The organism is Nocardiopsis halotolerans DSM 44410 (assembly GCF_000341065.1).
Taxonomy (GTDB): Bacteria; Actinomycetota; Actinomycetes; order Streptosporangiales; family Streptosporangiaceae; genus Nocardiopsis; species Nocardiopsis halotolerans.
This window is the reverse complement of sequence record NZ_ANAX01000068.1, coordinates 1-25,138: the sequence shown is the minus strand read 5'-3', so window position 1 is coordinate 25,138 and position 25,138 is coordinate 1. Positions and strand designations below refer to the sequence as shown.

The following is a 25,138-nucleotide window of genomic DNA, read 5'->3' as shown; positions in this document are numbered from 1 at the left end:
GCGGATGTGGCGCCTGGATTGAAGAGCCAATCGAGGCAACTGGCCCTTTCAAACACGGCGACGGGGAACGGCATGGCGAAACAGAACGGCCACCGCGCGGAGCGCTCCGGAGGCGGTACCCGGCGGATCAACGGACGTCTGCTGGCGCGCCTCATCGGTGAGGCTCCCGTGGAACGCCCCTACTACCTGGCCATCGCCCGCTCCGTCAGCGGGCTGGTCCTGGACGGCCGCGTCCCCACCAACACCCGCCTTCCGGCCGAACGCGACCTGGCCGCCGCCCTGGGGGTCAGCCGCAACACCGTCACCGCCGCCTACGCCTGGCTGCGGGACAACCGCTTCCTGGAGAGCAGGCAGGGAGCGGGCAGCTGGACCGTCCTGCCCGACTCCGGCACCAGCGAGCCCTCACCGTTCATCCCCACCGCCGAGCACATCGACCTGGGGGTGGCCGCGCCCCCGGCCGTGGAGGGACTGCGTGCCGCCGCCTTCCAGGCCGCCGAGCGGCTCTCCGCGCACGTGGGCGGGCTCGGCTACTACCCCTACGGGCTGCCCGAACTGCGCCACGCCATCGCCCGGCGCTACGTCGAGCGCGGCCTGCCCACCACACCCGAGCAGATCTTCGTCACCAACGGCTCCCAGCAGGGCGTCGCCCTGGCCGTGGACATGCTCCTGCAATCCGGCGACGAGGTGCTGGTGGAGTCGCCCACCTACCCGCACGCGCTGGACGCCATCCGCCAGGCCGGGGCACGGGTGCGCACGGTCGGGGTGACCCCGCAGGGCTGGGACATGGAGTACCTCGTCGACGCGTTCCGCCAGTGGAAACCCGGTCTGGCCTACCTCATCCCCGACTTCCAGAACCCCACCGGCGCCCTCATGGACGACGATGAGCGCCGGATCCTGGTGCGCGAGGCGCGTCGGGCCGGGACCCACCTGATCATCGACGAGTCGGTCGCCGAACTGGCCATCGACTCCGGCGATCTGCCCGCGCCGGTGGCCGCCCACGACACCGACGGCCGGGTGCTGACGGTGGGTTCGGTGGCCAAACTGCTGTGGGGCGGCCTGCGGGTGGGGTGGGTGCGCACCACGCCGCCGATGGTGGCCCGCCTGATGGCCATCCGGCAGCGTTTCGACCTGGCGGGGGCGGTGATGGACCAGCTCACCGCCACCCATCTGCTCGCCGACGTGCTGCGCATCCGCGCCGAGCGCAGTCGCCAGCTGCGCCGCAACCGGGACGTGCTGCTGCGTGCGCTGCGCGAGCGGCTGCCCGACTGGCGGCCCAGCGTGCCCGGGGGCGGGCTGGTGCTGTGGACGACCCTGCCCCACCCGGTGGCCAGCGCGCTGGCCACGGCCTCCGTCCGGCACGGGGTGCACCCGGCAGCCGGGCCGGTGTTCGGCGCCGACGGAACCCTGGAACGTTACCTGCGCCTGGCCTACACCCAGCCGCCGGACGTGCTCACCGACGCGGTGGAGCGCCTGGCCACCGCCTACACCGAGACCCTGGTCCACCCGGTGCAGCCCCGGGGGCAGCTCTACGTTTGACTTCCTCCCCCGGCCGGAAGGCCGGGGCGTCCTCGGGGAGGGGCGGGTGAGGGCGTGCCGGAGCTGGTGGGCCGGGGGATCCCGGAGGAGCCAACGGCGCCCTCCGACGCGCGTCCTCAGGCGCCGCCCGGAACGGCGAAGCGCCGGGCGAAGCGGATCACCTCGCCGAGCACCTCGTCCCGGTTGGTCTCGTTGAACACCTCGTGCCGAGCACCGGGGAAGACCCTCGCGGTGAAGTCCTCTCCCGCGACCGCCTCGATGCCCACCTTCGTGTCCCGCACCGGCACCAGCTGGTCGTCGGACCCGTGCACCCACAGCAGCGGCAGCGCGCCCACGCTCCCGCCCGCGAGCCCACGCTCCATCTCGGTGAGCAGCGCGTTCACGGTGGCGCGCTTGAAGGGGCCGTGCCACACCAGCTCGTCGGCCACGTACGCCTCGCCCACGGCCGGGTCGCGCGAGAGGGTGGAGGGGTCGATGGGGGCGTCGGGGATCTCCTCGGCTGCGGCGATCCGCTCCAGGGACGTCCACCGGCCCAGCACCGGCCCGGACAGCACCAGCGCCCGGAGTTCGTCGGGGTGCGTCTGGGCGTAGCGGGAGGCGATGAGCCCGCCCATGGAGTGGCCGATGAGCACCAGCGGCAGCGTCCGGTAGGCGGTGCGCGCCTGGGTGACGAGCCGGTGCACGTCCTCGACCACGCCCGCGTAGTCGTCGATCAGCACCCGCTCGCCCGACGACCGCCCGTGCCCGCGGTGGTCGGCGCCGTAGACCACCGCGCCCGCACGGACCAGGTCCTCGGCCACCTGCTGGTACCGCCCCAGGTGCTCGCCGTAGCCGTGGACCAGCACCGCCAGCCAGGTCGGTTCCCCCTCGGTCGGGGCCCACGCCCGTGCCGCCAGCCTTCCCGAACCGTCGGGGCCGCCCGCCAGGGCCCACTCGCGTGTGGTGATCACCGTGTCCCGCCTCCTTGCCCGCGCTTTCGTCTGCGACGATCGGACCGCGACCGTCGGACGGCCACACTACGGTGCCAGGGGGCCGGTGCGCAGCGGGGTGGTCCGCGCACGCGTGACGGGGGAGGGGCCGGGCGCACCCCGGGGTTCGCGGTGGTCGCTCCCGGTGAGGTGTGTGATCACCCCATGCGGGGACCGGCCTCTCGTGTCCTGCCACGAAATACGGCATACGACGTGATTCAGTCTGCCTGTGTCGAAAGGTGATCTTCTACGCTTATCTATGGGTATCCCTCGGGCGGGGTATCTCCACACACGGACTGCCCGGCAACTCGGACTGGAGAGGGTGACGCCCGTGCTGGCCGACTCCTATGGGCGAGTGGCGACTGACCTGAGGGTCTCGCTCACCGACCGCTGCAACCTCAGATGCACCTACTGCATGCCACCGGAAGGGCTGGAGTGGCTGCCCAAACCGGAACTGCTCACCGACGACGAACTCCTCCGCCTCATCCGCGTCGGTGTCACCCGCCTCGGCATCACCGAGGTGCGCTTCACCGGCGGTGAACCCCTGCTCCGCCGCGGCCTGCCCGGCCTCATCGCCGGAACCACCGAGCTGCGACCCCGCCCACACACCGCCCTGACCACCAACGGCATCGGACTGGCCCGCATGGCCCCCGCCCTCGCCGAGGCCGGACTCGACCGGGTCAACGTCTCCCTCGACACCCTCAGCCCCGAGGTGTTCGAGACCCTCGCCCGGCGCCGCCGACTCCCCGACGTCCTCGACGGCCTGGCGGGCGCCGCCGACGCCGGACTCACCCCGGTCAAGGTCAACGCCGTGCTCATGCGCGGAACCAACGACGACGAGGCCCCCGACCTCCTGCGCTTCTGCGTCGAACACGGCTACGAGCTGCGGTTCATCGAGCAGATGCCCCTGGACGCCCAGCACGGCTGGCGGCGCGACACNNNATGATCACCGCCGAGGAGATCCTGGCCCGCCTCGAAACCGAGTTCACGCTGGACGCCGCCGACGCCGACACACGCGGCAGTGCGCCCGCCGAACTCTTCCACGTGCGCGGAGCCCGCTTCCCCAACGGGGAGCAGGCCACCGTCGGCGTCATCGGCTCGGTCACCCGGCCCTTCTGCGGGGCCTGCGACCGTGTCCGCCTCACCGCCGACGGCCAGGTGCGCAACTGCCTGTTCGCCCGGGAGGAGTCCGACCTGCGCTCCCTGCTGCGGGGCGGAGCCACCGACGAGGAGATCGCCGAGAGCTGGACCAGGGCCGTGGCCACCAAGCTGCCCGGGCACGGCATCAACGACCCCAGCTTCCTCCAGCCGCCCCGGCCGATGTCGGCGATCGGCGGCTGACGCACGCCTTCACCACCCGACCCCTTCACCGCTCGCCGCGCCCCGACGCCGCCGCTCCGGACCCCGGCCCCTCCCACCCCGAGACCTCCCCGACCGCCCACCCGCGGCGGACGCCCCGCGGAAAACGCGTTGCGCCGCCCGCCCGCCTCTGGCTTGATGTTCCGGGGCACGAACGTGGACGTGCCCGTACGAACGAACGCCTGGTCCGGAAGGGGAGGTGGCCCGCACATGCCCTACACCGAGGTTCCGGGGGAACGCGTCCCCATCCGTATGTGGACCGCGCCCGACGAGGTCGAGGCCGCGGCGATGGAACAGCTGCGCAACGTCACCCGCGTGCCCTGGGTGCACGGTCTGGCCGTCATGCCCGACGTGCACTACGGCAAGGGCGCCACCGTGGGATCGGTCATCGCCATGCGCGACGCGGTCAGCCCCGCCGCCGTCGGGGTGGACATCGGCTGCGGGATGACCGCCGTGCGCACCGACCTGACCGCCGAACGCCTGCCCGACGACCTGGGACGGCTGCGCTCCGCCCTGGAGGCCGTGATCCCGGTCGGCTTCCACGCCCACGACGAACCGGTCGACCCCGCCACCGTCCCCGCCCTGCGCGGCACCGCGTGGTCCGGGTTCTGGGAGGGCTTCGACGGACTGGCCGACGCCGTCCGCCCCCGCCTCGCCCGCGCCCGGCGCCAGATGGGCACCCTCGGCGGGGGCAACCACTTCCTCGAGGTGTGCCTGGACGACGACGGCGCGGTGTGGCTGGTCCTGCACTCCGGTTCGCGCAACATCGGCAAGGAACTGGCCTCGCACCACATCGAGCGGGCCAGGGCCCTGCCGCACAACCAGGACCTGCCCGACCGGGACCTGGCGGTGTTCGTCGCCGGAACCCCGGAGATGGACGCCTACCGCCGCGACCTGTTCTGGGCCCAGGAGTACGCGCGGCGCAACCGCGACGTGATGATGGGCCTGGCCTGCCGGACCGTGGCCGAGCAGATCCCCGGAACCCGCTTCGAGCAGTGGATCTCCTGCCACCACAACTACGTGGCCGAGGAGACCTACGACGGGGTGGACGTGCTCGTCACCCGCAAGGGCGCCATCCGCGCCGGAACGGGCGAGCTCGGCATCATCCCGGGTTCCATGGCCACGGGGACCTACATCGTCCGCGGACTGGGCAACCCGGCCTCGTTCAACTCCGCCTCGCACGGGGCGGGGCGGCGGATGAGCCGGAACAAGGCCCGCAGGACCTTCACCGAGGCGGACCTGGCCGAGCAGACCAGGGGCGTGGAGTGCCGCAAGGACGCGGGTGTCGTGGACGAGATCCCGGCCGCGTACAAGGACCTGGAGTCGGTGATCGAGGCCCAGGCCGACCTGGTCGAGGTGGTCGCCCACCTGCGCCAGGTGGTGTGCGTCAAGGGGTGAGCAGCGACGGAGGCCGCCGCCGGACCGGGGCCGTACCAGCGGTTCCCGGCCCGGGGGCGGCTACCGGTTCCCGGGGGATCGGCGTACCCTTCCCAGCATGGGACACCGACACCCGAGCAAGCTGAAGAACTCCGAGGTGAGCCACGCCCGCGCCCGCTGGCTGCTGCGTGCGGAGCTGGAGGGCTGCGACGAGTGTCGTCGGGAGGGGGACCACGAGGCCCTGACCGACCTCGCCTCCGGCGGGGTGTTCGACTCGCTCCTCACGGGCTTCGTGCTGACCCGCACCCAGCACTGGTACTCCCCGGGCGGGCCGGTCCAGTACCCGGCCACGGTGTACCGCATCGCCCCCGTCGACGAACGCGACTTCTGGCGCGAGCCCACCCAGCACTGCATGCGGGTGTGCACGGTCCAGGGGCCCCAGGGCGCCAGCGTGGACACCGCGCCCGCGCTCAAGGAGCTGCGGCTGATGTCGATGGACCACCGCAGGACCGTCCTGGACGACGTGATGGACGGACTCGCCGAGACGGAGGCGTGAGCGCGGTGGGGCCGATCAGACGCGGCGTCCCGAGGCAGGGACAGCGCAACAAACCGGTCACCGGGTACTGCTCCCGGTGCGGCGAACCCCTGTCCGCGGGGCAGAAGACGTGTCCGAACTGCGGACACCACAACGGCTGACGCGTGTGAGGAGCGCCGTGATGGCCCATGGCGGGAGGGTGGACGGACCCCTGGACGCGATCGTCCTGGCCGGAGGCGCGGGCAGCCGCATGGGCGGCGTGGACAAGCCCGGGCTGGCCGTGGCCGGACGCACCCTGCTGGAACGGGTCACCGACGCCGTCCGCGCCCACAACGCCGACGCGGAGGACCCCGGCCGGATCATCGTGGTCGGCCCGCCCCGGGAGGCTCCCCGCGCGCTCTACGTCCGGGAGGACCCGCCCGGCTCCGGCCCGGTGGCCGCCCTGCGCGCCGGGCTGCCGCACGTGCGCACCCCCTGGTTCGCGCTGCTGGCCGCCGACCTGCCCCACCTGGACACCACCCACCTGGCCGCCCTCGCCGACGCACCGGAGGGCGACGACGAGGGCGCGGTGTTCGTGGACTCCACAGGGCGCGAGCAGTGGCTCACCAGCGTGTGGCGGACCGACAGCCTGCGCGCCGCCCTCGCCGACCACCGGGGCCGCTCCCTGTACGGGCTGCTGGGGCCCCTCGGACCCCGCGCGGTGCCCCTGGCCGACGACCTGGCCGTGGCCGACTGCGACACCCCCGACGACCTCGCCCGCGCCCGCCGCCTCCTTGAGCCGCCGACCGGCTGAGCCGTCCGGCGGAGGAAACCGGGTGACGGGCCCGCGCCGGGGGCGGTTCGCGGGCCCGGAGGTCACTGGATCAGGTCGGTGTGCGGGTGCTCGGGAGAGGTCGGGCACACGTAGATCTGCATGTTGTCCGTACCGCCCACCTCGACCTTCGTGGGTTGCGCGGGGTTCAGTCCGGCGCGATGACCGTCGGCGTGGGCGGCCTCCCGGTCCTCGTACGGCGCCCAGCCACGCGTGGCGGCGTCCCACTCGAAGGACGCGATGGTCAGCAGCGGGACCATCCGGGCGTCGCAGACGGTGCAGTGCCGGGGGACCGGGTCGGTGCGGCCCCATGGCGGCCATCCCCCGACCTTCCAGCCGGGGGAGGCAGCCAGATTCCCGTCGTAGAAACCCTCCGGATACTCCTCGTACTCGCTGTCCACGTCCACGCCGGCCGCCTGCCACCTGCTCAGGTCCCCCACCGCCAGCAGCGTCTCCGGGCTCAGATCGAGGCTGTCGGGGTACTCGGTGACCGCCTCCGGTGCCACCAGGCACGGTTCCGGCACGTAACCCGGGTAGTTCGCCTCGTACGGTTCCGGCGGTGTGGCGAGGACGTCGGAGACCGAGGCGGCGGACCGCCAGAACACCGCGGTCGCGGGTTTCCAGTCCGGCTCGTGCTCGTAGGGACACCAGAGGACCTGGAGCAGGTCGGCCTGGCCGGGCGGCCGCAACAGCGGTACGTCGCGCAGGTACAGCTGGGCCACGGGCAGCATGGGGACCGGGCACTCCTCGGGCCAGGGAGGACCGGCGTCGAGCCGCTTCTCGAACCTCGCGGCGTCCTGGTCCCTGAGCGCCTCCTCCTCGGGTGTGAACGAGGGGCCGTGGGGGTCACGGTGCAGCCGGGCCAGCCTGCGCCTCTCCAGCCGTACCTCCGTCGGCGACTGGCGGAACCCGCTGTCCAGGTGCGCGCCTTCGCAGTGCGGCCACGGCTCCTCGAGCGGCCACAGCAACGGCCCCCCGACCGAGCTCTCCTCCGGCGAGGGCGACCCGGGGCGGGGATGCAGCCGGATCGCGGGACGCGCCAACGGAGCCAGCTCGGGAAGGACCGCGCTCACCTCGACGGGCCGCGGCGGAGTCGTACGTACGAGAACCATGCCGGTGATCCTGTCAGCGGCCACCGACAACCCCGGCCACGGGGGAGCCGTCCACGAGCCGTTCCCCGCCGCCTGCGCGGTTCCGTTCCGGTGGGCCACGACGATCGGGGAGGGCGGATCCCGCCCGGGACGTTGATCCCCGCCACGCCGACGTACGGGGCGACCGCCCGGCTCCCGGTGTTCCCGCCCCGGCTCCCTCAGCCCTCGAACTCGGCCATGGGGACGGTCTCGCGCAGGAACCCGCGCATGTCCAGGAAGGTGGACAGGTACTCGCGGTGCTCGTCGCAGGCCGTCCACACCTTGCGCCGGTCGGGCGTGTGCAGCTTCGGGTTGTTCCACACCAGCGCCCACGTCGCCTCGGCGCGGCACCCGCGCCGCGAACACCGCGGCGCCTCCGTTTTACCCAATCCTGAACCCCCAACCGGGAAACTGCCGTCATGGTCAAGCGACGGGCACGTTCGGGTCTTTCCCGCCGGTCGCCCGCACACTGACCGGGGGCGGACACAGAAGGCGACGCCGGGTGGCTACGGGGGCAAACCACCCGGCGTCGCAGGCGATGTTCCAACGGGGGCTCGAAACATCGCTCCCACGCTTCGACGGGGGACCGAAGCGCTAGAACCCAATGTACACCGATGCCCCCCGGTGTACGTCAAGAGTCAGTTACGACGTTGTCTCGGGAGAGTCCCACAGATACAGGGTCTTAAGTCCCAGGTCAGGACTCATCTGGCATTTCGCCCATAACATCGACCCAAGTGGTCCGCGCGTTCGGAGTCAAGAGAGCCCCAGTCGTGTGCCAGCTCCATCTCCTCGCACGGTAAAGCGCCCGCCGCCCCCCTCGCCGGTCCGGCGCGGGCGCACGGAGGTTACCCGTGTGACTCAAGGTGATTACGGGGAGTCAGGGGTCGGGGGTCGCGTCGCACGCGACCGCGAGCAACGACCACGGGGGAGTCCACATGTCCCACAACACCTACCGCGTCACGGAGATCGTCGGCACCTCGCCGCAGGGCATCGACCAGGCCATCCGCAACGGCATCGACCGGGCCTCGGCCACGTTGCGCGAACTCGACTGGTTCGAGGTCACCGAGATCCGCGGGCACATCGAGGAGGGGGACGTCGCGCACTTCCAGGTGGGCCTCAAGGTGGGGTTCCGCCTGGACGGCTGAACGGCCGGGGCCACGACCGCGGCGGTCCGTGTGGCGCCCACACGGTTGGCCGGGCGGAGCGCACGCCGCGGCGACCGTCCCGTCCGGCGGGCCGCGTGGCCCGCCGCGTGTCCGACGCCCGAACGGTGTCCGTGTCCGCCGCGGCCACGGACACCGGACGCGCCACCTCCGCGGGACCGCGCACCCCTCCGCCGGGGCGGGGGCGTCAGCGTTCCTCGGAGACCTCCCGGCCGCGCTGTACGTCCACGTGTACGTGGTCCAGGTGCCGCAGGACCTCGTCGTCGGAGCCGGCGTCGTAGTCGCGCCATCCCAGTGACGGGAAGCTCGTGCTCCAGATCCGGTCGTCGAAGATGATCACGTCGATCTCGTGGTCCGGGGCGTGCGCGATCAGCCAGTGCGCCATCACCCACCCCGCGCGGCGGTTCTCCTCGTTGACCGGCCGGTGGAAGACGTCGATCGCGCGGCCGTCGTAGTGCGCGGAGTCGTCGCCGTGGCCGGTGCTGAAGCCGCCGGGCACGAAACCACCCACGTTCAGGTCGGAGAAGTGCGCCCTCATCCCGTCCAGCAGGTGCTGGGCGCGCGGGGTCAGGCCGGAGGGTTCCAGGTCCTCCTGCACCCGCAGATCGGGGTTCCTGGCGGAACGGCAGGTCAGCGAGGGACCGGCATCCGCCTCGGGGCCCTCCTCCAACAGGGTCATCACCGTGTCGGGGATGTCGCCGGTGTCGGGTGCCTCGATCGGGGCGTCGTCACCCTGCACGGCGACGGCGGCCGCGGTGGTCGCCCGTCGCGCCTGTTCGCGCTCCAGCCGGACCTGTACCTCGCCCGTCCACACCGCGCACTCGGGGCCCCACGGGGCCGAGACGGGAAACAGGTCGGTGTTCCGTGCCAGCCAGCGGGCGCCCACGGTCGTGACGAGGACCAGGGCGGCCAGGACGGCCACGGCCATGAGTGCTCCGAGCCACCGGCGCCCGGATCGCGCGTTCCCCTGCGTCATCGGCCCTCCGCCCCTCCGTGTGCGCGCAGGGCGGCGTTCCCGCCTCCGGCGCGGGTCCCGGGGAGTCAACCTTCTGGGAGATACCCAGGTTTCCGGCACCACGGACATCTTTCCACGTCGGGTCGTCTCCGCCGCTTCGGGAGCCCGGGGAGCCCGGGGAGCCGGTCACCACACCGACCACAGGACGAACAGGCCTCCCAGGATCAGCGTCAACGCCCAGACACGGTCCATGGTCACCCCGCGCCAGCGCAACGCGTGTACCCCCAGGAAGTCGTGGGCGATCAGCGCCGCGACCCCCGCCGCGACGAGCATCGCCAGCGTGTGCACACCGGTCGCGGCCAGACCGACGAGCGTCGCGTCCCACAGGGTCCACACCCCCTCGGCCGATGCGCCGCCTCCCGTGGCCGCCACCTCCGTGCCGCCGCTCCCGGCCGGACCCCCCGACGCCGTGGCACCGTGTGCGCCGTGACCGCCGGAGTGGGTGTGCGCGAGCCGACCCGCCAGTACCGGCATCACCATCAGCCCCGCGCCGTGCGCCGAAGACATCAGGAACGNAGCCGCACCTCGCGCCAGTGGAAGTGCCGCCGCGACAGCAGCATCACCAGCCCCACCGTCACGATCACCGCGCCGCCCACCACCGGAAAGAGCACGGAGGCGGTGACCGAACCGGTGACGGTGATGGCGACGGCCGCTATCGCCACGCTCGCCGCGTGTCCGAGGGCGATGGCGGGCAGCGAACGTAGTACCTGGGCGCGACCGCCCTCCTGGAGACCGCGGGTCACGGCCAACAGCCAGCCCATACCCGGGTGCAGGCCGTGGAAGGCGCCCAGCGCGACGAGGGTCCAGATCTGCGCGGGGGTCACCGCGTCAGGTTCACACGCCCGTGAGGGGGCCGCAACGGTCTGCTTCCCCCTGGCCGACACCGGCCAGGAAGGGTTGGGTGACTGCCGGTGTGTGAGGTGAGTCAGGTGAGCGGGAGTACGCGGAGGCGGTCGGACGGGCCGGGCCCGCCCGACCGGACGGGCCCGGGGTCAGCGCCCGCTCAGGGGCACAGGGCCTCAAGGCTGCTGGGCTCCTCGCCCACCTGGCGACCCGGCTCGGAGGGCTCCTCCTCCCCCAGACCGGTGAACTCCTGCCACTCGGTGGGCTCGTCGTTCGCGGAGGGCTCCCCGGACGGCTCCGCGTCCTCGCTCGGAGCGGCGGAGGGCTCCTCCGCCACCTCGTCCGCACCCCCGGAGACGGCCTCGGCGACCAGCCCGCGGATCGCCTCCCAGTCCGGGTTGGCCGTGTTGACCTGGGGCGGCGACAGCTGGAACGTGCTCATGCTCCCCTCATCGGTGACCAGGTCGGCCAACTCCACGAACGAGGGCACCTTGGACTGGGGGATGTCGGTGCTCAGGGTGCGCTCGGTGGCGCCCGCGAGCCTGCGGTAGCTCGTCAGGACGGTCATCGGGTCGACCTGCTCGGCGACGTACTTGATCAGGCAGCCCTGGCGGCCCATCCGTCCGTAGTCGCTGCTGTTGGTCCGGGAACGTCCGTACCAGAGCGCGTCGTGGCCGTTGAGCAGGTGCGTGCCCGGCTCCAGCACCCCGCCCTCCAGACCGTAGGGGATGGGCTCCTCGATACGCACCCTCACGCCGCCGATGGCGTCGATCAGGTCGCGGAAGCCCATCATGTTGACCATCGCGTAGTAGCCGATGTCCAGGTCGAGGTTGTACCCGATGACCTTCTTGAGGGTGTCGGCGGAGGGATCGGTCGCGTTCGGGTTGAGCGCCAGTGCCTCGGGTTCCTCGGCGACCGCCTGGTAGAGCTCGTTGAGCAGCATGTCGAAGCCGTACGGCGCGGGGTAGCGCTCGGCCAGCGCGCTGCCCTCCGGGAACTGGGCGTTCTCCAGGTTGCGCGGCAGGCCCACCAGCACGGTGTCACCGGTCTCGGTGTCCATGCTGGCCACGATCATGGTGTCGGTGCGCACCCCGTAGCGGTTGTCCGCCGAGTCCGAGCCGAGCAGCAGCACGTTGACCCGCTCCCGGCCGTTCCACGGGTCGGCCTCGTCGTGCGGAGGCATCTCGGGGTCCTCCTCGGCCTGGAACACGTTGTTGAGGGTCTGGTAGGCCGTGTAGCCGCCGTGCAGCGCCAGCGCGGAGGGCGCCGCGATGGTCAGGCACAGCAGCAGGACCACGGCCGCGCCGAGCACCCGCGTCCCCCGGGGCGCCCCGGGGGGACGGGTGATCACCCAGGAGTGCACGACCACCGTCAACCACAGCACCGCCACGACGAACACCGCGCCCATGACGCTCAACAGCCAGCGGCCCTGCAAGGCCATGGTGGCCAGGAGCGTCATGGTGTCCGCCTCCGCCGCGCCCAGCCGCAGGCTCCAGACGACCAGCGCCAGGATCCCGGCCAGGTACACGCCCAGGATCACCGAGCCCGCCACCTTGCGGCGCATCCGCAGGTGCGCCAGTCCGGGAAGGGGAACCGACGCCGCGGTCCACAGGAGTGCCCTGCCCGTAGTCGGGCGCGCGGGCGCCCCGTCCCGCTGCTCGTCCTCCGCTGTCACCGGTGGTTCCTCTCCAGCCGCGGGGCGGACCGCCCCGTTGTCTTCGTGATCTCCCGCCGCGGTCGCCGGACGGCGACGCGTCGCGGGTCCGGACCCGCGTCCCCGCCCCCTGTCGTGTACACGCCGGGGAGGGGGTGTCCGGTTCCCCTCCTGGCGGTTCCCGGGCTCGAACGTACGGACGTCGGCCTCCGGGAGGGAGGAGGTCCGCGAGGGTGTCGCGCGGCCCCGACAGTTCAGTGTGGCGCTTTGCGAGAGTTGTGTGCACGGCTACTCAGTCATGAGGGATGTTCTATACAAGTCTGTTATGTGACGCCGAGTGCGCTGATGGGGGATTGGGGGGCGTTCCCGCCCCGGTCAAAACGGCGAATCAGCTGATTTCTTTGGCGATCAGTAGTGAACGCACGCCGCAGCTGCGATGATCTGGCCGCAGGAGGGGGCGCCGTCCGGGGGAAGGACGGCGTCATGGGAACGAAAGGCAAGCCATCGTGCTCGATGCGGTTGACGCCGCGCTCATGCGCGCGCTGCAAGGGGACGGCAGAGCGACGTTCCAGGCACTGGCCGACGGAGTCGGTCTGTCGAGGACGGCGGTGCGCGCCAGGGTGCGCCAGCTCGTGCAGTCCGGAGCCATCAGGATCGTCGGAGTACTGCACGCCGGGGTCGTGGGAATGGAGGTCCTCGGTCACGTCTCGTTCCGCGTCAGCGGCCCCGTCGGGCCGATGCTGGACGCGTTGGGGGAGCGGGAGGCGGTGACCTTCGCGGCCCAGTCGGCCGGGCGCTTCCCGGCCGTCGCGCAGATCCGGGTGGCCGACGACGCCGCCCTGACCAAGGAGCTCTCCGAGCTGCGCTCGCTGCCGGGCGTGGACGGCGCGGAGGTCTTCCGCGCCAACGCCGTGTTCAAGGACGCCCACAGCAGCGTGCGGGAACTACGCGACATCGAGCTGGACGCGCTGGACTGGCGCCTGGTCCGGCAGCTGCTCAGGGACGGCCGGGCCTCCTACGCGGACCTGGCCCGGCAGGTGGGCCTGTCGCAGGCCGCGGCCCGTTCGCGGGTGGTGCGGCTGCTCGACTCCGGCGTGGTGCACGTGACCGCGCTGGTGGAACCCTCGGCGGTGGGCGCCAACGAGCGGCTGGGCTTCGGTCTGCGCTGTCGGGGTGACGCCGAGCTGCTGGGCGCGGCGCTGGCGAACATGCCGGGGATCTCCTTCCTGGCCAGCGGTTTCGGGCGCTACGACATCGTCGGCGCCCTCACCGCGCCCGACCGCTGCCAGCTGGTGGAGGCCCTGGAGACGGTGCGCGCCACCCCGGGGGTGGGATACGTGGAGTGCTGGGACCACCTGTCGGTGCGCAAGGAACGCAGGGGAGGGGATCACTCGGTGGAGTGGGTCGCGCCCTGACCCCGTGGGCGGGCACGGTGCGTAGGCGCCGGCGCCCTCTCCATCCGCATCTGTAACCAGCGGTAGCATTTTTCGCTGTTTCGGTCGTGCATGGCTTGCGTCACGCTTAAGTTACCCGTGAGTATAGGGAGGGGTCGGCTCCGGACCGACCACACCAGGCGCGGGTGTATGGGGAGGCTGACGTGGCGCTTGCGGATACGTTGACGGCTGTGGGCACGGTGGCGCTGGCGCGGTGCGGTGCCAGGCCGTTCGGGACGCACCTTTTCTCCGTCTGGCCGGGGGCCGCCTTCGCCGCGACCGCGTTCCCGGTCCGCTGCACGCCGGGGGACAACCTCGCCATCCACGTCGCGGTGGCCCAGGCTCCCCCCGGCTCGGCCCTCGTGGTCGACGTCGCGGGCGAGGCGGAGTACGGCTACGTCGACGAGATCCTCGCCGTGGCCGCCAGCACCCGCGGGGTCACGGGCATCATCCTGGACGGCTGTGTCCGCGACATCGCCGCCATCGCCCGCTGCGCGCTGCCCGTGTTCGGCGCCGGCGTCGCGGTCCGCGAGGCCGGACACGAGGCGGGCGGTTCGGTGGGCCGCCAGATCAGCATGGCGGCGGGCGGTCCCGTGCCCCTGCCGGTGCGCCGGGGTGACTGGATCGTCGCCGACGACGACGGCGTGGTGTGCCTGCCCCGGGGGCAGGTCAGCGCCATCATCGCCGCGACCGTGGACAGCGTCTCCCGCGAACGGGAGATCATCGACGCGGTCTATGCCGGGGAGAGCACCCTGGACCTGCTCGATCTGGACCCTTCCAGGGTCACCGGCTGGGAGGGGCGGGCCGAGCACCGCGCCCGCCGTTCACGGGCCCTGGGGGCGCTCCGCGACACCGCCGCGCACGGCGCTGAGAGCCACTCCACGGGCCGCTCGCGGTTCTCGCCGCGCTCCGCGGTGGGAGACCCCCGGGACTGAGTCCACGGCGACGTCCCACGCACGACGAGGGCCCGGGAGCGTTCGGGAACGCTCCCGGGCCCGACGCGAACGGCTCAGTCCTCGGTGAGTGAGAGCAGTTCGTCGATGTAACAGGTCGCCTCGCGCGCGGCCCCCGACGCGTCGGCGTCGCGGATCGCCTCGGTCAGCTTCGAGTGGTCCAGGCCGTCGGTGGCCGACGAGGGCTGGGTGGTCGCCTCGTCGTCCTGCTCGTAGGCCGTGTGCGCGATGCTCGCGTACACCACCTGCGCGATGTCGTCGTACAGGTCGACGAGCAGCGTGTTGTGGGTGGCGTTGACGACCGCCCGGTGGAACGTGAAGTCCGCCTCAACGAACGCGCCCATGTCGCGGTCGCGCCAGGCGGCCTCCCGCAGGCCCATGGCCCGGTCGATGTCGGCCATGTCCTCCTCGCTGTGGCGCAGCGCGGCCAGTCGGGCCGCCTCCACCTCCAGCGCGCGTCGCACCTCCAGGTTCTCCCTCAGGCGGGAGCGTTCCAGGCGGCGACGCAGGGCACCGCCGAGCTCGCTGGAGGCGCGCACGAAGGTGCCAGCCCCCTGGCGGATCTCCAGCAGCCCCGCGTGCGCGAGGGCGCGGACGGCCTCGCGCACGGTGTTGCGTCCCACCTCAAGCTGCTCGGAGAGTTCGGACTCGGTGGGGATGCGGTCGCCGACGCCCCACTCACCCGAGTCGATCTGTGCTCGTAACTGACTGATGACCTGGTCGACGAGACCGGTCCGGCGCGTCGAGGCGAGGGGCACGCGTTTACCTCCTAAAGGCGGGTCGCCGGATGACTGGGCCAGCGCACAGGTATGGAAGGGTTAAGGCCGGAGCTTAGACCAGTTACGGCCGGGAATTGGCCTCGGGCGTCAATGCGTTATCCTCATGAAGTACATCGGGTCATCCTATGAATCTCTGTGAGTCGCCTCCATGAGTGCCGGACCAGCACCCCACACCCCCGTGACGAGTGACCCCTCCGCAGGTCGAACCGCCTTCCGCCGCCACCCGCGCGCGGTACTGCTGCTCCTCGCCGCCGGGATCGCCCTGGCGGCGCTGAACCTGCGCACCGCCATCACCAGTGTCGGCCCCGTCCTGGACGAGGTCACCGCGGGGCTGGGTATGAGCGCGGTCGGCGCCGGCGCCCTCACCACCCTGCCCGTGCTGTGCTTCGCGCTCTTCGGCGGCCTGACCCCCGTCCTGGCCCGCCGCCTGGGCGAGCACCACCTCCTGGTCTACGCGCTGACCGCCCTCACCGTGGGCCTGGCCGCACGCGCGGCGGCTCCCGAACCCTGGCTGTTCCTGGCCCTGAGCGCCGTGGCCCTGTCCGGCGGCGCGGTCGGCAACGTCATCCTGCCCGCCCTGGTCAAGCAGCACTTCCCCGAGCGCGTGGGTCTGATGACCACCGTGTACACCACCGCCCTGGCCCTCGGCACCGCCATCGCCGCCGCGGCCACCGTGCCCCTGGAGCAGTCCACCGGCGAGTGGCGGGTGGCCCTGGGCGCCTACGCCCTCTTCGGCGTCGTGGCCGCCGTCCCCTGGCTGCTGGTGCTGCGCCACGAACCCGGGCGGGGCGACCCCTCCCAGGCTCTGGGCTTCCGCCAGGTGCTGGGCACCGGTCTGGGCTGGCAGTCCGTGCTCTACTTCGGCACCCAGTCCTCGATCGCCTACATCATGTTCGGCTGGTACGCGCAGATGCTCCGCGACCAGGGCATGGACGCCCAGACCGCGGGCCTGGCGCTGTCCTACCTGACCGTCCTGGGCATCCCCATGTCCCTGGTGCTGCCCACGATCCTGACCCGGCTGAGGGACCAGCGTCCCCTCGTGGTCGCGTTCGCCGTCTTCTACCTGGCGGGCCTGGCCGGGCTGTGGCTCTCCCCGCTGTCGGGGGTGTGGGTCTGGACCACGCTCGTGGGCGTCGGCATGGGCAGTTTCGTCTTCGCCCTGACCTCCTTCGCGCTGCGCAGCCGCACCGGGGCCGGAACGGCCGCGCTGTCGGCCACCAGCCAGAGCCTGGGCTACCTGATGGGCGGCGCGGGGCCCTTCCTGTTCGGGCTGCTGCACGAGACCAGCGGCGGCTGGCACGCGCCCCTGCTCCTGGTGGCCGTGCTGGTCGCGGTCAACCTGTCCGTGGGCCTGCTGCTGGGCCGCCCCCGCTACCTGGAGGACGTCATCGCCGCCCGCGGACTCAGCCCGGGAGCCAGTCCAGACGGCCGATGAGGTACACCGAGCCGACGAAGGCCACGATGTCGATGACCGTGTGCGCCACCACCAGGGGCATCACGCGCCCGTGGCGCAGGTAGAACCAGCCGAAGACCAGCCCCATCACCAGGTTCCCGAAGAACATCCCGATCCCCTGGTAGAGGTGGTAGAAGGCGCGCAGCACCGAGCTGGCCAGCACCGCCTTCCACGGCGTCCATCCCAGCTGCCCCAGCCGGTGCAGCAGGTAGCCGACCACGATCACCTCCTCGAGGATCCCGTTCTTGGCGGCCTGGAGCACCAGGACGGGCACGTCCCACCAGTTGCCGTTCAGGGTGCTGGGCCGGATGGCGACCGTCAGCCCCAGCTGCCAGGTCACCACGTACACGGCCAGGCCGCCCACGCCGATCAGCGCGGCCAGCAGGGAACCCGTGCCCAGGTCGAAGCCGGGACGGCGCACGTCGAAGCCGATGGTGCGCGAGGAGTCGCCCGAACGGCGCAGGAGATAGGCCACCAGCAGCACCGGGACCAGGGCGGCGGCCAGCGCGTACAGCTGCCAGGACAGGTCGAGCCAGGGACGCGCCTCCTCCGTGCGGGAGTTCACCAGGCTGGCGGTCTGCTCGGCCAGGGACTCGGGCTCGGTGAGCGTGCCGACGAAGGAGATGACCGCCGTGACCGCCGCGGCGCCCAGGGAGAGGGCGAGCACGCACAGGATCTCCCAGCGCAGCAGGTGGCGGTCGACCGAGGGCGGGGGAGCGGGCGGTGTCGTCGCGGGGCGTTCGGCGCGGGGGGACTGGATCTTGTCGGTCACCCCTGCAATGTACGTTCCGCCCGGTGGGAGGCGTGACGGGGGCGCCGCTCGGGGCGGGGGTGCGCCGGAACACGGCTCCGGCGCACCGCTTCCGGACGGGCGCGGCGAAGAGCCGTCAGTCCTCCATCTCGCCGCCGCCGTCGCCGTCCTCGCCCATCTCCGGAGCCGGCGTCTCCACGTTCGGCTCGCTGCGGTCCCGGTCGTCGTTGTCCTCGCAGGCCGCGGCGCCGAACACGGCGACGGCGGCGATCGCGCCGCCCGCGAGCACGCGGCGCGCGGTGGTCAGAGTCCCCATGCTGATGTCCTCGAACCTCATCCCTGACTCCATCGGGTCGCGGATCGCGCCGTGAGCCCGTCCGTCCGCGGCGTCGCGCGGTGGGTGACGGGCTGGCGGGATCCGTGCGTTATCCATCCGTGACTTCCTCGTGAGTCACATTAGACGCCTTCCCCGCCCGTTGCCAGGAATGCGCGAGGGGCCGCCCGCCCCGATCCGGGCGGAGGGCCCCGTCCGCCTGTGGGAGAGGAGGGTTTCGGCGCGGACCCGGTGACGGCGCGCCGCCCCGGGCGCGTCCGTGTGGGGGCGTCCGGGGCGGAGGTCCCAGGCTCAGTCGTCCTCGTCGCCGTCGTCGTCCTGGTCGCCGTCGTCGTCCTGGTCCTCGTCGCCGTCCTCGTCCTGGTCTCCGTCGTCCTGGCCTTCACCGTCGCCCTCGTCCTGTTCGACGTCCACGCTCGGCAGGGCCTCGTCGCACGCGGCGGTGCCCAGGGCCAGGAACGCGGCCAGGGCGCCCACGCCGAGGACCCGGAGCGGTACGGCCAGGGCGGAGAGGAAGGGTTCGGGGGTTTTCACGCACGACCTCCGGTGCTCGGGACTGGCCGCGGGGTGCGACCACGCGGCCAGCCTAGGACCCCCCCTCGGCGGTACGGGAGGGGCCCGGCACACGACAAGCCGTCGGCCATGCGCGGTGTGACACGGAGCGCGCATGGCCGACGGCTAGGGGGGCGGAGGCCGCCCGCCCCGCCCCAGCCACGAAAGCGGGGAGGGACGGCCTCCTGGGAACGAAGACCAGTGTCAGTGAGCCGCTGAGAACTGGTCTTCCTCGGTGGAGCCGGTGAGAGCCGTGGTGCTGGCCTCGGGGGAGATGGTCGTGCTGATGGCGTCGAAGTAGCCGGTGCCGACCTCGCGCTGGTGGCGGGTGGCGGTGTAGCCGTCGGCCTCGGACGCGAACTCGGCCTCCTGGAGCTCGACGTACGAGGTCATCCCGTTCTGGGCGTAGCCCTTGGCGAGGTCGAACATCGAGTGGTTGAGCGAGTGGAAGCCCGCCAGGGTGATGAACTGGAACTTGTAGCCCATGTGGCCCAGCTCGCGCTGGAACTTCGCGATGGTCGCGTCGTCCAGGTGGCGCTTCCAGTTGAAGGACGGCGAGCAGTTGTAGGCCAGCATCTGGTCCGGGTACTCGGCCTTGATGCGCTCGGCGAACTGGCGGGCGACGTCCAGGTCGGGGGTCCCGGTCTCCATCCACAGCAGGTCGGAGTGCGGGGCGTAGGCCAGGCCGCGGGCCACGCAGGCGTCGACGCCGTTGCGGAAGCGGTAGAAGCCCTCGGCGGTGCGCTCGCCCGTGATGTAGGGCTGGTCGCGCTCGTCGACGTCACTGGTGATCAGGGTCGCGGCCTGGGCGTCGGTCCGCGCGATGACCAGGGACGGGACACCGGCGACGTCCGCGGCCAGGCGGGCGGCGTTCAGCGTCTTGACGTGCTGGCTGGTGGGGATGAGGACCTTGCCGCCCAGGTGGCCGCACTTCTTCTCGGAGGCCAGCTGGTCCTCCCAGTGCACACCGGCCGCGCCGGAGGCGATCATGCCCCGCATCAGCTCGTAGGCGTTGAGGACGCCGCCGAACCCGGCCTCGGCGTCGGCGACGATCGGGGCGAGCCACTCGGGAGCGCTGTCGTCACCCTCGGCCCAGGTGATCTGGTCGGCGCGCATGAGCGCGTTGTTGATGCGCCGGACCACGGCCGGGACCGAGTTGGCCGGGTACAGGCTCTGGTCCGGGTAGGTGTTGCCGGAGAGGTTGGCGTCGGCGGCGACCTGCCAACCGGAGAGGTAGATGGCCTTCAGACCGGCGCGGACCTGCTGGACCGCCTGGTTGCCGGTGAGGGCGCCGAGGCTGTTGACGTAGTCCTCGGTGTGGAGCAGGTCCCACAGGCGCTCGGCGCCGCGACGGGCCAGGGTGTGCTCCTCGGTGACCGAGCCGCGGAGCTTGACCACGTCGTCGGCGGAGTAGGTGCGCTCGATACCGGCCCACCGGGGGTTGGTCTCCCAGTCGCGCTGGAGTTCGGCGCTGGCTTCCTGTCGTCGAGCGCTGGTGCCCATGTTCGATCCCGCCTTACGTGTAGTCCCCAAGGTGTTCACACCGGTCGAGAGAGTCCTGATCGGGGCCAGGGGGTGAGCCCCGAAGCGGTAAGTTCCCCGCCGGTAACTATGATTCTTGGGCAAGAACCAAGGGTTTTCCACTCGAAATCTGGTGAAGATCGTTGTTTTTTTCCGTACCATGAAGCCATGGCGTACTTTGGTGCTGAAGAAATACCGTCTTTGACAGGTGACCTGGATCTCGTCACCTTCGGTCAGCGACTCCGTCATCTGCGGCGGGCGCGCGGCCTCACCCTCTCCGACCTGGGCGAACGCGTGGGTCGGGCCCCCTCCCAGCTCTCCCTGCTGGAGAACGGCAAACGCGAGCCCAAGCTCTCCCTCCTCACGTCCCTGGCCTCCGCCCTCGGCGTCTCGGTCGAGGAACTCCTGTCCAAGCAGCCCCCGAGCCGCCGCGCGCAACTGGAGATCGCCGTCGAGGAGGCCCAGCGCGACGCGGTCTACCAGGAGCTGAACCTGCCGCACCTGAGGGTCGGCAAGAGGGTCCCCAACGACGTGCTCGAACACATCGTGGGCCTGTACGAGGAGCTCAAGCGGCGCAGCGCCAAACCCGCGGCCACCCCCGAGGAGGCCCGCCGGGCCAACGCCGACCTGCGGCGCCAGATGCGCGAGCGCGGCAACTACTTCGAGGGCATCGAGAAGGCGGCGGCCCAGACCCTCGACGCCGTCAACTACACCGCGGGCGCCCTCTCCCAGGGGCAGATCCTCGCGATCGCCACCCACCACGGTTTCACCCTCAAGTACGTGCAGGACCTGCCCCGCTCGGTGCGCTCCCTCACCGACCACGTCAACCGGCGCATCTACCTCAAGCGCGAGACCACGCTGGGCATGCACAGCCCCCGCACGATCCTCCTCCAGACCCTGGGCCACGTCGTGCTGGGCCACGGCCAGCCCCGCGACTTCGGCGACTTCCTGCGCCAGCGGGTGGAGGCCAACTACTTCGCCGCCGCCGTCCTCATCCCCGAGTCCACCGCGGTGCGCTACCTCCAGGAGGCCAAGCAGGCCCGCGACCTGTCGGTGGAGGACCTGCGCGACGTGTACTCGGTCTCCTACGAGATGGCCGCGCACCGGTTCACCAACCTGGCCCACCGCCACCTGGACCTGGTGTGCCACTTCATCCGCAACGACGAGACCGGCATCATCTACAAGGCCTACGAGAACGACGGCCTCGTCTTCCCCACCGACGACACCGGGGCCATCGAGGGGCAGCGCATGTGCCGCCAGTGGTCGGGGCGCCAGGTGTTCGCCTCCCCGGACCGGTACTCGATCTACTACCAGTACACGGACAAGCCCAACGGCACCCACTGGTGCGTGGCGCACGTGGACCCCAGCCGCGAGCGCAACTTCGCCATCACCCTGGGGGTGCCCTACAAGGAGTCGCGCTGGTTCCGGGGACGCGAGACGACCAACCGCACCAAGTCCAACTGCCCGAACGGCGAGTGCTGCGTGCGTCCGCCAGCCGACCTGGCCGCGCGCTGGGAGGGCAACGTGTGGCCGTCGGCCCGCGCGCACTCCCACGTGCTGTCGGCGCTGCCCTCGGGGACCTTCCCGGGCGTGGACGAGCACGACGTCTACACCTTCCTGGAGAACCACAGCCGCGACTGATTCGCGGTACGGGGGTCCGGTGCGCCGCGCACCGGACCCCTTTCGCGTGCGGCGGCGTTGTGGCCCGAAAGCCTGACTGTTACCGTTGGTAACACGCATAGGCCGCCCCTCCCTCCCCCGGAGGGTCCGACAAAGGATGTAAGCGCATGAGTGAGGCCACCGCGCCCGCCTTCAGCCTGGAACTGAGCGAGGACGTCCGCGACGTCCGGGACTGGACGCACGGGTTCGCCGCCGACGTCATCCGCCCCGCCGCCGCCGAGTGGGACGAGCGGGAGGAGACCCCCTGGCCGATCATCCAGGAGGCCGCCAAGATCGGCCTGTACTCCCTCGACTTCTTCGCCAACCAGTGGCTGGAGCCCAGCGGCGTCGGCATCCCCGTCGCCTTCGAGGAGCTGTACTGGGGCGACCCGGGCATCGCCCTGGCGATCACCGGCACCGGTCTGGCCGCGGTGTCCGTGGCCGCCAACGGCACCCCGGAACAGCTCATGGAGTGGACGCCGCAGATGTTCGGCACCGCCGCCGACGTCAGACTCGCCGCGTTCTGCTCCTCCGAGCCCGACGCGGGCAGCGACGTCTCGGCCATCCGGACCCGCGCCGTCTACGACCAGGCCAAGGACGAGTGGGTGCTCAACGGCACCAAGACCTGGGCCACCAACGGAGGTATCGCCGACATCCACGTGGTGGTCGCCTCGGTGGAGCCCGAGTTCGGCTCCCGGGGACAGGCCACGTTCATCGTGCCGCCGAACACGCCGGGGCTCAGCCAGGGCCAGAAGTTCGCCAAGCACGGCATCCGCGCCTCGCACACCGCCGAGGTCGTCCTGGACGACGTGCGCGTCCCGGGCTCGTGCCTGCTGGGCGGCAAGGAGAAGCTGGACGAGCGCCTGGCCCGCGCCCGCGAGGGCAGGCGCTCCAAGGGGCAGGCCGCGATGAAGACCTTCGAGGCCTCGCGCCCGACCGTCGGCGCCATGGCCGTGGGCTGCGCCCGCGCCGCCTACGAGTACGCGCGCGACTACTCCACCCAGCGGGAGCAGTTCGGCCGCCCGATCGGCGACAACCAGGGCGTGGCCTTCACCCTGGCGGAGATGGCCACCCGCATCGACGCGGCCCGCCTGCTGGTGTGGCGCGCGGCGTGGATGGCGCGCAACGACAAGGACTTCGACAGCGCGCAGGGCTCCATGAGCAAGCTCTACGCCAGCGAGACCGCCACGTTCGTCACGCAGAACGCGGTGCGCATCCTCGGCGGCAACGGGTACACGAGGGAGTACCCCGTGGAGCGGTGGCACCGCGACGCGACGATCTTCACGATCTTCGAGGGGGCCAGCGAGATCCAGAAGCTCATCATCGGCCGCCAGATCACCGGTCTGCCGATCCGGTAGCGGGGCGCTCCGACGGGGACCGCGGGTTCCCGGCCCCGCCGCCCGGCGGGTGCGGTGACGGGGTCACCGTGCCCGCCTTCCGCGCACCCCGGGGCCTTCCGCCCCCGCCCTCCCGAGGCCGGTGGAGGAGAAGCCCCGCGGCAGGCTCCCGGAACCGGTCAGCAGAAGGGCACTTCGCCCACCCTGATGTGAGCCGTCGCCACGTACCCGGTGACGCCGGTCGTGGTGTTCGTCATGTGGTACATCGACAGGAAGTCCGGTCGGGGCACCATGCAGTGCACGTTCACGGAATGCGACGTGTACCCGAGGCCGAGGACGTCGCTGTCGAAGTCGGCGTGCCGGTAGATGCGCGCTCCCTCGACCCGGAAGCTTCCCGGAGCCGCGGAGGCGGGGGCCGCGGTCAGGGACAGGGTGGCGATGGTGACGGCCGCCGCGGCGAGGATCTTCGCGGGGGTGCGGATCATGGGATCTCTTTCATGCAGCGAGCATTACGTCACTCATCGTAACTCTCCATGCGGCGCCGTGGAAGACCACAAGATCCTGCCTCCGACCCGGCCATGAGCGGGTTCCGTACCAGCCCGTCGCCGAGAACGCCGGGTCGGTACTCGTACGGCGGCCGTGCCGGGACTTCGAGGGCGCGCCTTCGACGGGTCACCCCCGCCCGCGTTGGTCGGGGGCCAGGAGTCGGCGGGCGGAGTCGGCGGCCAGCTCCTCCATGCCCCCGGGAAGGCCCCGGTCCGTGGGGAGGTGGCGTCTGNNNNAGGTCGACCACGGCCAGCCGTACCCGCTCCAGCGCGTGCGCGCCGTCCTCGCCCGGCGCGCGCAGGCCGTGCGCGATCTCCGCGAGCAGGGCGGCGACGTCGGCGTTGGCCGCCTCCACGCGCGCGCGGTCGGTCCCGGGCCAGTGCGGGGAGTCGAAGTCGGTCGGCCGGTGCAGCAGCACCCGCGCCAGCTCGGGGCGGGCGCGGCTCCAGGTGACCACGTGGCGGGCGGTGCCCACGGCCGCCTCCAGCGCCGGTCGGACGGACAGCGTCTCGCGGCACCCGGCCTGGAACCCCTCCAGCGCGTGCGTCCACACGGCGGCCAGCAGCGCGGGACGCCCGGGGAAACGGTGGTACAGCGAGCCGCTGGGCGCTCCGGCCCCCCGGGCCACGGCGGCCATNGCCCCCGCCGCCGGTCCGCCCTCGGCGGCCAGGGCCGTGGCGGTTTCGACCAGATCGTCAGTACTGAAGCGCGCGGGTCTTCCCATGCTCCGGAGAGTATGCTCCACTCAGTTTTGGAGGGATCTCTCTAAAAGGAGTGGGTATGGACGTGTACAACCTGCACGAGCGCGGACTACCGGCCTCCCCGGAACGCGCGGGCCCCCTGATCGACGGCCTGGCCGGGAACGACGACCCGCTCTGGCCCCGCCACCACTGGCCAGCCCTGCGACTGGACGGCCCCCTGGCCGTCGGCGCCTCGGGCGGCCACGGGCCCGTGCGCTACACGGTCGAGGAGTACGTCCCCGGCCACCGGGTGCGCTTCCGCTTCCTGGCACCGCGCGGCTTCGACGGCTTCCACGAGTTCACGCTGCACGCGGACCCCTCCGGCGGAACCGTCCTGCGCCACCTGCTCGCCATGCGCGCCCGGGGCCCGGCGCTCCTGACCTGGCCGCTGGTGTTCCGTCCCCTGCACGACGCCCTGTTGGAGGACGCCCTGGACCGCGCCGAACACGGGCTCACCGGTACCGTGCGCGCCCCCGCACGCTGGAGCGCGTACACACGCCTGCTCCGGCACCTGCTCGGGGTTCGGTCCCGGGACGGCGCCTCCGGGGAACCCCGGGGAACGCGGTGACCCGGAGGGGACCACCGACCGGATCTCCGTTGCACCGAGCCGCCCTCGCGGGCCGGGACACCCGACCCCTACCCTGGCCCCATGAACGGCAGCACGGGCAACGGAGCCCCCACCATCACCA

At 71.9% G+C, this 25,138-nt stretch carries 24 protein-coding genes and 2 pseudogenes; 13 read left to right on the top strand and 13 right to left on the bottom strand.

Annotated features, from left to right (window positions below; genetic code table 11):
* Positions 1-72: 72 nt before the first annotated feature.
* On the top strand, positions 73-1,536 hold the full coding sequence (gene yczR, locus D455_RS0105500) for a MocR-like transcription factor YczR (protein WP_017569757.1): 1,464 nt from the start codon (positions 73-75) through the stop codon (positions 1,534-1,536).
* A 116-nt stretch (positions 1,537-1,652) separates the two neighbouring features.
* Here the strand turns inward: yczR and D455_RS0105495 are convergent, their stop codons facing one another.
* The gene (locus D455_RS0105495; protein ID WP_017569756.1) at positions 1,653-2,486 is read right to left on the bottom strand and encodes an alpha/beta hydrolase; all 834 of its coding nucleotides are present in this window, start codon (positions 2,484-2,486) and stop codon (positions 1,653-1,655) included.
* Positions 2,487-2,835: 349 nt separating this feature from the next.
* Here D455_RS0105495 and moaA point away from each other — a divergent pair.
* The 5 genes and pseudogenes from moaA (at position 2,836) to mobA (ending at position 6,568) form a co-directional block, all read left to right on the top strand.
* Positions 2,836-3,845 (top strand): annotated as a pseudogene (moaA, locus tag D455_RS29340) (GTP 3',8-cyclase MoaA).
* Positions 3,846-4,073: 228 nt separating this feature from the next.
* The gene (locus D455_RS0105480) at positions 4,074-5,261 is read left to right on the top strand and encodes an RtcB family protein (protein WP_017569755.1); all 1,188 of its coding nucleotides are present in this window, start codon (positions 4,074-4,076) and stop codon (positions 5,259-5,261) included.
* A 97-nt stretch (positions 5,262-5,358) separates the two neighbouring features.
* Positions 5,359-5,796, top strand: a complete 438-nt coding sequence (locus D455_RS0105475) for a hypothetical protein (protein WP_026122349.1) — start codon at positions 5,359-5,361, stop codon at positions 5,794-5,796.
* Entirely contained in the window at positions 5,793-5,936 is a 144-nt protein-coding gene (locus D455_RS33660; protein WP_152487003.1) for a zinc ribbon domain-containing protein, read from the top strand. Before D455_RS0105475 ends, D455_RS33660 begins: the two co-directional genes overlap by 4 nt.
* Positions 5,937-5,974: 38 nt before the next feature.
* Positions 5,975-6,568 (top strand): molybdenum cofactor guanylyltransferase, encoded by a 594-nt coding sequence (gene mobA, locus D455_RS0105470; RefSeq protein ID WP_017569753.1) that lies wholly within the window; start codon positions 5,975-5,977, stop codon positions 6,566-6,568.
* A 62-nt stretch (positions 6,569-6,630) separates the two neighbouring features.
* Here mobA and D455_RS0105465 read toward each other — a convergent pair whose 3' ends face one another.
* Together D455_RS0105465 and D455_RS32530 are read right to left on the bottom strand one after the other, a co-directional pair.
* Positions 6,631-7,698, bottom strand: a complete 1,068-nt coding sequence (locus D455_RS0105465; protein WP_026122348.1) for a hypothetical protein — start codon at positions 7,696-7,698, stop codon at positions 6,631-6,633.
* 197 nt (positions 7,699-7,895) lie between these two features.
* Positions 7,896-8,105, bottom strand: a complete 210-nt coding sequence (locus D455_RS32530) for a hypothetical protein (RefSeq protein ID WP_083922145.1) — start codon at positions 8,103-8,105, stop codon at positions 7,896-7,898.
* 546 nt (positions 8,106-8,651) lie between these two features.
* Between D455_RS32530 and D455_RS0105450 the strand changes: the two genes are divergently transcribed.
* Positions 8,652-8,861, top strand: a complete 210-nt coding sequence (locus D455_RS0105450; RefSeq protein ID WP_017569749.1) for a dodecin — start codon at positions 8,652-8,654, stop codon at positions 8,859-8,861.
* Positions 8,862-9,066: 205 nt separating this feature from the next.
* Here D455_RS0105450 and D455_RS0105445 read toward each other — a convergent pair whose 3' ends face one another.
* From D455_RS0105445 to D455_RS0105435, 3 genes and pseudogenes are all read right to left on the bottom strand, one after another.
* Complete coding sequence (locus D455_RS0105445) at positions 9,067-9,855, bottom strand: hypothetical protein (protein WP_026122347.1); 789 nt, start codon at positions 9,853-9,855, stop codon at positions 9,067-9,069.
* A 165-nt stretch (positions 9,856-10,020) separates the two neighbouring features.
* Positions 10,021-10,718 (bottom strand): annotated as a pseudogene (locus D455_RS29335) (cell wall anchor protein).
* Between the two features lie 179 nt (positions 10,719-10,897).
* Positions 10,898-12,412: an LCP family protein gene (locus D455_RS0105435; protein WP_017569747.1), complete on the bottom strand. Its 1,515-nt coding sequence runs from the start codon at positions 12,410-12,412 to the stop codon at positions 10,898-10,900.
* Positions 12,413-12,897: 485 nt separating this feature from the next.
* On the opposite strand from D455_RS0105435, the gene D455_RS0105430 reads away from it, so the two are divergent.
* Together D455_RS0105430 and D455_RS0105425 are read left to right on the top strand one after the other, a co-directional pair.
* Entirely contained in the window at positions 12,898-13,806 is a 909-nt protein-coding gene (locus tag D455_RS0105430; RefSeq protein WP_017569746.1) for an Lrp/AsnC family transcriptional regulator, read from the top strand.
* A 209-nt stretch (positions 13,807-14,015) separates the two neighbouring features.
* Positions 14,016-14,759, top strand: a complete 744-nt coding sequence (locus tag D455_RS0105425; RefSeq protein ID WP_017569745.1) for an RraA family protein — start codon at positions 14,016-14,018, stop codon at positions 14,757-14,759.
* 74 nt (positions 14,760-14,833) lie between these two features.
* On the opposite strand, the gene D455_RS0105420 is transcribed toward D455_RS0105425, so the two are convergent.
* Positions 14,834-15,535 (bottom strand): FadR/GntR family transcriptional regulator, encoded by a 702-nt coding sequence (locus tag D455_RS0105420; RefSeq protein WP_017569744.1) that lies wholly within the window; start codon positions 15,533-15,535, stop codon positions 14,834-14,836.
* A 169-nt stretch (positions 15,536-15,704) separates the two neighbouring features.
* Here D455_RS0105420 and D455_RS0105415 point away from each other — a divergent pair, with 169 nt between their 5' ends.
* Positions 15,705-16,991 (top strand): CynX/NimT family MFS transporter, encoded by a 1,287-nt coding sequence (locus D455_RS0105415; RefSeq protein WP_026122346.1) that lies wholly within the window; start codon positions 15,705-15,707, stop codon positions 16,989-16,991.
* Here D455_RS0105415 and D455_RS0105410 read toward each other — a convergent pair.
* The 4 genes from D455_RS0105410 to aceA form a co-directional block, all read right to left on the bottom strand.
* A complete protein-coding gene (locus D455_RS0105410; RefSeq protein ID WP_017569742.1) occupies positions 16,960-17,781 on the bottom strand; it encodes a CPBP family intramembrane glutamic endopeptidase in 822 nt (273 codons plus the stop codon). The genes D455_RS0105415 and D455_RS0105410 overlap by 32 nt on opposite strands.
* Before the next feature lie 115 nt (positions 17,782-17,896).
* Positions 17,897-18,097 carry a hypothetical protein gene (locus tag D455_RS29330; RefSeq protein WP_017569741.1) on the bottom strand — a complete coding sequence of 67 codons (201 nt, stop codon included), beginning with the start codon at positions 18,095-18,097 and terminating at the stop codon, positions 17,897-17,899.
* Between the two features lie 288 nt (positions 18,098-18,385).
* Entirely contained in the window at positions 18,386-18,628 is a 243-nt protein-coding gene (locus D455_RS34100) for a hypothetical protein (RefSeq protein WP_017569740.1), read from the bottom strand.
* 222 nt (positions 18,629-18,850) lie between these two features.
* The gene (gene aceA, locus D455_RS0105395; protein WP_017569739.1) at positions 18,851-20,149 is read right to left on the bottom strand and encodes an isocitrate lyase; all 1,299 of its coding nucleotides are present in this window, start codon (positions 20,147-20,149) and stop codon (positions 18,851-18,853) included.
* Between the two features lie 219 nt (positions 20,150-20,368).
* Here aceA and D455_RS0105390 point away from each other — a divergent pair, with 219 nt between their 5' ends.
* Together D455_RS0105390 and D455_RS0105385 are read left to right on the top strand one after the other, a co-directional pair.
* On the top strand, positions 20,369-21,808 hold the full coding sequence (locus D455_RS0105390; protein ID WP_017569738.1) for an XRE family transcriptional regulator: 1,440 nt from the start codon (positions 20,369-20,371) through the stop codon (positions 21,806-21,808).
* Between the two features lie 146 nt (positions 21,809-21,954).
* Positions 21,955-23,184 (top strand): acyl-CoA dehydrogenase family protein, encoded by a 1,230-nt coding sequence (locus D455_RS0105385; protein ID WP_017569737.1) that lies wholly within the window; start codon positions 21,955-21,957, stop codon positions 23,182-23,184.
* Between the two features lie 158 nt (positions 23,185-23,342).
* Here the strand turns inward: D455_RS0105385 and D455_RS0105380 are convergent, their stop codons facing one another.
* Both D455_RS0105380 and D455_RS29325 read right to left on the bottom strand, forming a co-directional pair.
* Positions 23,343-23,648 carry a hypothetical protein gene (locus D455_RS0105380; protein ID WP_017569736.1) on the bottom strand — a complete coding sequence of 102 codons (306 nt, stop codon included), beginning with the start codon at positions 23,646-23,648 and terminating at the stop codon, positions 23,343-23,345.
* Between the two features lie 29 nt (positions 23,649-23,677).
* The gene (locus tag D455_RS29325; protein ID WP_449289297.1) at positions 23,678-24,346 is read right to left on the bottom strand and encodes a TetR/AcrR family transcriptional regulator; all 669 of its coding nucleotides are present in this window, start codon (positions 24,344-24,346) and stop codon (positions 23,678-23,680) included.
* Positions 24,347-24,489: 143 nt separating this feature from the next.
* Here D455_RS29325 and D455_RS0105370 point away from each other — a divergent pair, with 143 nt between their 5' ends.
* Positions 24,490-25,017, top strand: a complete 528-nt coding sequence (locus D455_RS0105370; RefSeq protein ID WP_017569735.1) for an SRPBCC family protein — start codon at positions 24,490-24,492, stop codon at positions 25,015-25,017.
* Positions 25,018-25,138 lie beyond the last annotated feature (121 nt).

Coding starts and splice junctions, on each gene's coding strand:
- D455_RS0105480 (WP_017569755.1), top strand. CDS start 4,074: ATGCCCTACACCGAGGTTCCGGGGGAACGCGTCCCCATCCGTATGTGG.
- D455_RS0105380 (WP_017569736.1), bottom strand. CDS start 23,648: ATGATCCGCACCCCCGCGAAGATCCTCGCCGCGGCGGCCGTCACCATC.
- yczR (WP_017569757.1), top strand. CDS start 73: ATGGCGAAACAGAACGGCCACCGCGCGGAGCGCTCCGGAGGCGGTACC.
- D455_RS0105465 (WP_026122348.1), bottom strand. CDS start 7,698: ATGGTTCTCGTACGTACGACTCCGCCGCGGCCCGTCGAGGTGAGCGCG.
- D455_RS0105475 (WP_026122349.1), top strand. CDS start 5,359: ATGGGACACCGACACCCGAGCAAGCTGAAGAACTCCGAGGTGAGCCAC.
- D455_RS0105445 (WP_026122347.1), bottom strand. CDS start 9,855: ATGACGCAGGGGAACGCGCGATCCGGGCGCCGGTGGCTCGGAGCACTC.
- D455_RS0105450 (WP_017569749.1), top strand. CDS start 8,652: ATGTCCCACAACACCTACCGCGTCACGGAGATCGTCGGCACCTCGCCG.
- D455_RS0105370 (WP_017569735.1), top strand. CDS start 24,490: ATGGACGTGTACAACCTGCACGAGCGCGGACTACCGGCCTCCCCGGAA.
- D455_RS29330 (WP_017569741.1), bottom strand. CDS start 18,097: ATGAGGTTCGAGGACATCAGCATGGGGACTCTGACCACCGCGCGCCGC.
- D455_RS0105415 (WP_026122346.1), top strand. CDS start 15,705: ATGAGTGCCGGACCAGCACCCCACACCCCCGTGACGAGTGACCCCTCC.
- D455_RS0105385 (WP_017569737.1), top strand. CDS start 21,955: ATGAGTGAGGCCACCGCGCCCGCCTTCAGCCTGGAACTGAGCGAGGAC.
- aceA (WP_017569739.1), bottom strand. CDS start 20,149: ATGGGCACCAGCGCTCGACGACAGGAAGCCAGCGCCGAACTCCAGCGC.